Genomic DNA, 6,948 nt, shown 5'->3' on the forward strand with positions numbered 1-6,948 from the left:
CAAGGTTAAGCTCTTCCGTATCGGGGAGTCCCGCAGGACGGGTTAATCTCCTCGCTCTTCTCTGTCAGGCACACTTGAATGCTTACTCTCTCACCCTCAGGGATCTTGAAGTAGAAGTAGCAGCCGGTTGCGCCTTCGTTGCATACCTTCCGGTGAGGGTTTTCTCCATCCCATTGCACGTAGACCTGGACGCCATGGCTGTCCCGCGCGTTGTCATTGACCTGGACCCGCTCTCCGTACTTGACTCCCTGGAATACGTGGTCAGTAAAGTCGAATATGGCTTCACCGGCGCACACTCCGTAGGTGTTGATTTTTCCGTTACAGGCTACGGCATTCTCGCCAGCATGCGCTGACCCTGAGCTAGCAAGAATCAGGGATGCTGATGCGGCGATCGCAAGAAAAGTGCCTGTCCATCTGCGGTTGACTGTCACGCTCTCCGACTCCTGTGGTGAATCTTCCGAGTTGCGTATGGGGCTTCTCATGTATGGTTCATCCTTCCTTGCAGTGTCTGTACATGTCTACATGTCAAGTTTTCGAGTGAATTCGCGCTTGAGGATGTGACGCCGACGGTGCTGGCGAAATAAGAGCGGCCGAAATATGCTGTCCCATTAGTTAGTGGCCAGGGTCCTTTGCATGGTCAAGGTTTGTCCGGATTCATCCGATGAGGCCGAGGGCGGCGAGGGGCCTTCGCCAGTCGCGAGCGGTGTGACGTAGGGCGGCGGCGATGTTGGTGTGGCCGTCCTGACGGTGGACGCCGATGGCGAGGTTGCGCAGGCCGGCCATGATGCGCGGGAGATGGCCGGCATGGATCTTGGAGTCGTCCTCGCGGAACGTGCGGTCGCGGACGTGGTGCAGAAGATTTTCGATCTTCCAGTGCCCTCTGATCCAGTCGGCGATCTGGGCGCCGGTCGCCGCGCCGGGCGGCAGGCTGGTGATCAGGTAGACGCGCTCGGTGGAGAGCTTGCCGCTGGTGAGGTCCTTCCTCCAGCGCACGACTTGAAGGGCCTGGCGGGCATCGGGGTATTCGAGGTGTGCGAAGGCAGCGGTCTCCAGCCGCCGGATCTCCAGGCGGTGATGGGCCCGCGTGCGGTCGTAGTGGTCGAGCCTGATCTCACGCCAGGGCAGACGGCGGACGCGATCGAAGAGGCCGGGATGGTTGGCCTTGACCTGGGCGATGTAGTGGGCACCGCGCTCGCGGGGGTAGGTGCCGTGGGCGTGCTGGGTGTGCAGCGCGTCGGCGGTGATGACCGTGGCGGTCAGGTCGATGCTGTCCGGCAGGGGCCGGAAGGCGGGGATCTCGTTGCTCTTGTCGGTGACCTGGCGCTGGGCCAGGACGTGACCGGTGTGTTCCATCGCGGCGAGCAGGGTGACGTGCCCGGTGACGTGGGTGCGCGAGCCGCGCAGGGCCTTGCCGTCAACGGCGATCGCCCGCGGTCCGGGACCGGCCGGGGTGGCGGCGCGGGCGGTGAGGAAGGCGCCGATCGCCCGGTCCAGGGCGTCGCCGTCGAGCTGGACGAGCAGACGGCGCAGGGTGTGGGGGTGCGGGACGGACACGGTGCCGGAGAGCGGGTCGGTGGGGAAGCCGAGAACCCGGCAGGCCCACGCGGGGACGTCGCCGATCCATTCCGTGATCGCGGCGAGCGAGCGGGCACCGGCCAGGACGCTCGCCGCGGCCGCGGCGACCAGAGCCGACAACTGGTAGCGGCGGCCACGGACGCCTCGCGGGTCGGGCACCAGGTCCAGGAAGTCGGACAGTGCGACCGCGTCCGCCAGCGGGACCGGCCCGGCAGTCCCGCCCAGTTGGGCCAGCGCGGTGGGCATGGGGGAAGATGCAGGAGCAGGCACGGACTCGCCAGGTGTTCATGGGACTTCGACACTCACATGATCACTGAGACCGTGCCTGCACTGCGTCCGCCCCCTACTCGAACCGGGACGTCCCCTCCAAGGACGGGCCAGCACGGCACTCCGGACAAAACGCGATCACGCAACGGCCCCTGAGTTAGTGGCACCGAGTCGGATCGTCGAACTCCCGGCGCAGGCGGCAGGAGGGGGCAATCTTGAAGGAGTCGACCAGCTTCGTCGTTGCGGCGACCTTCGGGGGAAGTTCACTGGGGATTGCCCACAGGCGGCTTCGCGTAGACCGACCTAAGAGTCGCATCTGTCCGTGTCTGCGGCGGATGGGCATCGGTGAACACCTTGTGTCTGAACTTGGTCGCAAAACAAAGTGGATATGCATCAGAAAACGCAGCCTCTGCCAATTCTGGCGCCCTGTGTATCAGTCGTAACGGTAAGTGAGTAGGCTGGGTGCTGTACAGCTCAGGTACTCCTTCCGTCTGTACCCGAAGCCCGCCCAGGCAGGCGCACTGGCGAGGGCGTTCGGGTGCGCTCGCATCGTCTACAACGACGTGATCGCTGCTCGACAAGCCGCCCACGCGAACGGTCTGCCCTACCCGGACCTGGCCACGCTGTCCCGCACGCTGATCACCGAGGCGAAAAGACGCCCGGAACGCGTCTGGCTTGCGGAGGTGTCCTCCGTCGTGCTCCAGCAATCCCTGCGGGATGCCGAGTCCGCCTACCGCAACTTTTTCGCCTCTCTCAGAGGCGACCGGAAAGGGCCGAAAGTCGAGGCGCCGCGGATGAAGTCCCGCAAGGACACCCGACAGGCGATTCGGTTCACCGCCAACGCCCGCTGGTCGATCACCCGCGGCGGCCGTCTGAACCTACCCAAGATCGGCGCGGTGAAAGTCGCCTGGTCTCGAGCCCTGCCTACTACTCCATCCAGCGTCACCGTAATCAAGGACAGCGCCGGAAGATACTTCGCGTCCTTCGTCATTGAGACCGACCCAGTTACCGACGCGGAGCGTATGCCCGTCACCGTCCGGACGACGGGCATCGACCTCGGTCTCACCCACTTCGCAGTACTCTCTGACGGCACGAAGATCGACTCCCCGCGGTTCTTACGCCGCGCGGAGAAGAAACTCAAGAAAGCCCAGCGAGAGCTGTCCCGCAAACAGAAGGGATCGAACAACCGAGATAAGGCTCGGCTGAAAGTAGCCCGTGCTCACGCCGCGGTCGCGGACGCCCGCCGCGAGTTCCACCACCAGCTCTCCACCCAGCTGATCGGCGAGAACCAAGCGATCGCCGTGGAGGACTTGGCCGTGAGCGGACTCGCTCGGACCCGGCTGGCGAAATCGGTCCACGACGCGGGCTGGAGTTCCTTCGTGAACATGCTGACCTACAAGGCGGCACGGTACGGACGAACCCTGATCATCATCGACCGGTTCGAGCCGACCAGCCAGACCTGCTCCACCTGCGGTGCCAAGGACGGATCCAAACCCCTCCATATCCGCGAGTGGACCTGCACGGCCTGTGGCACCGTTCACGACCGGGACATCAACGCCGCAATCAACGTCAAGACGGCCGCCGGACTGGCGGTAGCAGCCTGCGGAGCGCGGGTAAGACCGGGAGCGATCCCGGCGCTGCGTGAAGAAACAGGAAGCCATGGACTCTCCACCCAGAGCCGTGTTGCCAAGCGGCACAGCACCCGGTAGGGACGGCCAGAATCCTCGGGCTTCGGCCCAGGAGCATGTCAATCGCAGTTCCACTACGCACACACACGCCCGCCGAATCGGGCCACCGGGGCCCAACCGCACAGCTTCCCTGCCACTTCGACGTGGACCTCACGTCTGTCCTGCGCTGAGCTGTACGGTCCAGGAGCACAGCCATGCCCTCCCACACATTCACCGTCAACGGCGAGACCGTCACCGTCGACGCCCCCGACGACCTGCCCCTGCTCTGGGCGCTGCGCGATCTGCTCGGCATCCGCGGTCCCAAGTACGGCTGCGGCATCGACGTCTGCAAGGCGTGCACCAGCCACCTCGACGGCGAGGCGGTACGGCCCTGTGTGGTGCCGGTCGCCGAGGCGGCGGGCCGTGAGGTCACCACCATCGAGGGACTCGCCGACGGCGACGAACTGCACCCCGTGCAGGAAGCCTGGCTGGAGCAGGACGTCGCGCAGTGCGGCTACTGCCAGCCCGGTCAGATCATGGCCGCCGTCGCCCTCCTCAAGCGCACCAGGAACCCCACCGACGCCGACATCGACGAGATAGCGAACGTCTGCCGCTGCGGCACGTACTTCCGTATCCGCGAGGCGATCAGGAGCGCGGCGGCCAGGATGAGGTGACACAGTCAGCCCGATCTGCCTGCACAGCCCGTCCGTCTGCTGGACCTGTGACCGGTCCCGGGCCCGGACATGCGAGGATCGGAGGTGGCGGGCCGGGGCCGCGCACCTGCTCGCCGTCGCCGTACGCGAGGACGCGCGTACACCAAGGCAGCAGGCAGTACGAGGGCGCGAACACTGAGGAGCACACCGTTGAGCAGGTTGCGCTGGCTGACCGCGGGGGAGTCCCACGGTCCCGCACTTGTCGCGACGCTGGAGGGCCTTCCCGCCGGCGTGCCGATCACCACGGAGATGGTGGCGGACCACCTGGCCCGTCGGCGCCTCGGTTATGGACGCGGTGCGCGGATGAAGTTCGAGCGCGACGAGGTCACGTTCATCGGCGGTGTGCGCCACGGGCTGACCATGGGCTCGCCGGTGGCCGTCATGGTCGGCAACACCGAGTGGCCGAAGTGGGAGCAGGTCATGGCGGCCGACCCGGTCGACCCGGAGGTCCTGGCGGGCCTCGCCCGCAACGCCCCGCTGACCCGCCCGCGGCCCGGCCACGCCGACCTGGCCGGTATGCAGAAGTACGGCTTCGACGAGGCCCGGCCCGTCCTGGAGCGCGCCTCCGCCCGTGAGACCGCGGCCCGTGTGGCCCTGGGCGCGGTGGCCCGGTCGTACCTGAAGGAGACGGCCGGGATCGAGATCGTCAGCCACGTCGTCGAACTGGCCGCCGCGAAGGCCCCCTACGGCGTCTACCCGACCCCCGCCGATGTCGAGAAGCTGGACGCCGACCCCGTGCGTTGCCTCGATGCCGACGCCTCGAAGGCGATGGTCGCGGAGATCGACCAGGCCCACAAGGACGGCGACACGCTGGGCGGAGTCGTCGAGGTACTGGCCTACGGAGTGCCGGTGGGCCTCGGCTCGCACGTGCACTGGGACCGCCGGCTGGACGCCCGGCTGGCCGCCGCGCTGATGGGCATCCAGGCGATCAAGGGCGTCGAGGTCGGCGACGGCTTCGACCTGGCCCGGGTGCCCGGCTCGAAGGCGCACGACGAGATCGTCGCCACCGACCAGGGCATCAAGCGGGCCTCGGGCCGTTCCGGTGGCACCGAGGGCGGACTGTCGACGGGTGAGCTGCTGCGGGTGCGTGCGGCCATGAAGCCGATCGCGACCGTGCCGCGCGCGCTGCAGACCGTGGACGTGGTCACGGGTGAGGCGACGCAGGCCCACCACCAGCGCTCCGACGTGTGCGCGGTGCCGGCGGCCGGAATCGTCGCCGAGGCGATGGTCGCGCTGGTCCTCGCCGACGCGGTGGCGGAGAAGTTCGGTGGCGACAGCGTCACCGAGACCCGTCGCAACGTCCAGTCGTACCTCGACAACCTCGCGATCAGGTGAGCCCGGTGCCTGTGGTCGTACTCGTCGGCCCCATGGGCGTCGGCAAGTCCACCGTCGGCCGGATGCTCGCCGAGCGGCTCGGCGTCGACTACCGGGACACCGACGACGACATCGTGGCCGAGCAGGGCCGGGCGATCGCGGAGATCTTCGTCGACGAGGGCGAGGCGGCCTTCCGCGCCATCGAGAAGCAGGCCGTGCGCTCCGCACTCGCCGGACACGACGGCGTCCTCGCCCTCGGCGGGGGCGCTGTCCTCGACCCGGACACGCGCGGCCTGCTCGCCGGGCAGCGCGTCGTCTATCTCTCGATGGACGTCGAGGAAGCGGTCAAGCGCACCGGTCTGAACACCGCCCGCCCCCTGCTCGCCGTCAACCCCCGCAAGCAGTGGCGGGAGCTGATGGAGGCCCGGCGCCACCTGTACGAGGAGGTCGCCACGGTCGTCGTGCCCACCGATGGTCGTACGCCCGAGGAAGTCACCCAAGTCGCCCTGGACGCACTGGAGTTGAAGACCGCGTCGCCCGGGGACGCGGCATCGAACAGCGGCTCCGCCGCGGGCCGGACCCCCGGCAGGAGGACGTGATGGGAAACCAGGTGACAAGGATCCAGGTCGGCGGCACGGCGGGCACCGAGCCGTACGAGGTCCTGGTGGGGCGTCAACTCCTCGGCGAACTCGGCGGCTTGATCGGCGGCAAGGCCAAGCGGGTCGCGGTCATTCACCCCGAGGCGCTGGGCGAGACCGGTGAGGCGCTCCGCGCCGACCTGGCCGAGCAGGGCTACGAGGCCGTCGCCATCCAGGTGCCCAACGCCGAGGAGGCGAAGACCGCCGAGGTCGCCGCCTACTGCTGGAAGGCGCTCGGCCAGTCCGGGTTCACCCGCACCGACGTCATCGTCGGCGTGGGCGGCGGCGCCACCACCGACCTCGCCGGGTTCGTGGCGGCGACCTGGCTGCGCGGGGTGCGCTGGATCGCCATCCCGACCACCGTGCTCGCCATGGTCGACGCGGCGGTCGGCGGCAAGACCGGCATCAACACCGCCGAGGGCAAGAACCTCGTGGGGTCCTTCCACCCGCCGGCGGGTGTGCTCTGCGACCTGGCCGCGCTGGAGTCGCTGCCGGTCAACGACTACGTGTCCGGGCTCGCCGAGATCATCAAGGCCGGCTTCATCGCCGACCCGGTGATCCTCGACCTCATCGAGGCCGACCCGCAGGCCGCCCGCACCCCCGCCGGACCGCACACCGCCGAGCTGATCGAGCGGTCCATCCGGGTCAAGGCCGAGGTCGTCTCCGGCGACCTCAAGGAGTCCGGCCGCCGCGAGATCCTCAACTACGGGCACACCCTCGCCCATGCCATCGAGAAGAACGAGCGCTACAAGTGGCGGCACGGCGCGGCGGTGT

General features: G+C 67.9%; 7 protein-coding genes. 6 read left to right on the forward strand and 1 reads right to left on the reverse strand.

Features of this window, described 5'->3' with window-relative positions; genetic code table 11:
• Window positions 1-353, forward strand: a 353-nt coding sequence (locus STRIP9103_RS52085; protein ID WP_234022339.1) for a hypothetical protein, incomplete at its 5' end; no start/stop codon positions are given.
• A gap of 301 nt (window positions 354-654) precedes the next feature.
• On the opposite strand, the gene STRIP9103_RS29865 is transcribed toward STRIP9103_RS52085, so the two are convergent.
• Window positions 655-1,821 carry an ISAs1 family transposase gene (locus STRIP9103_RS29865; protein WP_009326645.1) on the reverse strand — a complete coding sequence of 389 codons (1,167 nt, stop codon included), beginning with the start codon at window positions 1,819-1,821 and terminating at the stop codon, window positions 655-657.
• A 479-nt stretch (window positions 1,822-2,300) separates the two neighbouring features.
• Here STRIP9103_RS29865 and STRIP9103_RS29870 point away from each other — a divergent pair, with 479 nt between their 5' ends.
• From STRIP9103_RS29870 to STRIP9103_RS29890, 5 genes are all read left to right on the forward strand, one after another.
• Window positions 2,301-3,551, forward strand: a complete 1,251-nt coding sequence (locus STRIP9103_RS29870; protein ID WP_086019326.1) for an RNA-guided endonuclease InsQ/TnpB family protein — start codon at window positions 2,301-2,303, stop codon at window positions 3,549-3,551.
• Between the two features lie 173 nt (window positions 3,552-3,724).
• Entirely contained in the window at window positions 3,725-4,183 is a 459-nt protein-coding gene (locus STRIP9103_RS29875; RefSeq protein WP_009326649.1) for a (2Fe-2S)-binding protein, read from the forward strand.
• 189 nt (window positions 4,184-4,372) lie between these two features.
• Window positions 4,373-5,557: a chorismate synthase gene (gene aroC, locus STRIP9103_RS29880; protein ID WP_009326646.1), complete on the forward strand. Its 1,185-nt coding sequence runs from the start codon at window positions 4,373-4,375 to the stop codon at window positions 5,555-5,557.
• On the forward strand, window positions 5,554-6,135 hold the full coding sequence (locus STRIP9103_RS29885) for a shikimate kinase (RefSeq protein ID WP_078614096.1): 582 nt from the start codon (window positions 5,554-5,556) through the stop codon (window positions 6,133-6,135). The genes aroC and STRIP9103_RS29885 overlap by 4 nt, the downstream gene beginning before the upstream one ends.
• Window positions 6,135-6,948 (forward strand): 3-dehydroquinate synthase family protein (locus STRIP9103_RS29890; RefSeq protein WP_048821240.1); only part of this gene is annotated, 814 nt, incomplete at its 3' end. The genes STRIP9103_RS29885 and STRIP9103_RS29890, both read left to right, overlap by 1 nt.

This window comes from Streptomyces ipomoeae 91-03, assembly GCF_000317595.1.
Classification (GTDB): domain Bacteria; phylum Actinomycetota; class Actinomycetes; order Streptomycetales; family Streptomycetaceae; genus Streptomyces; species Streptomyces ipomoeae.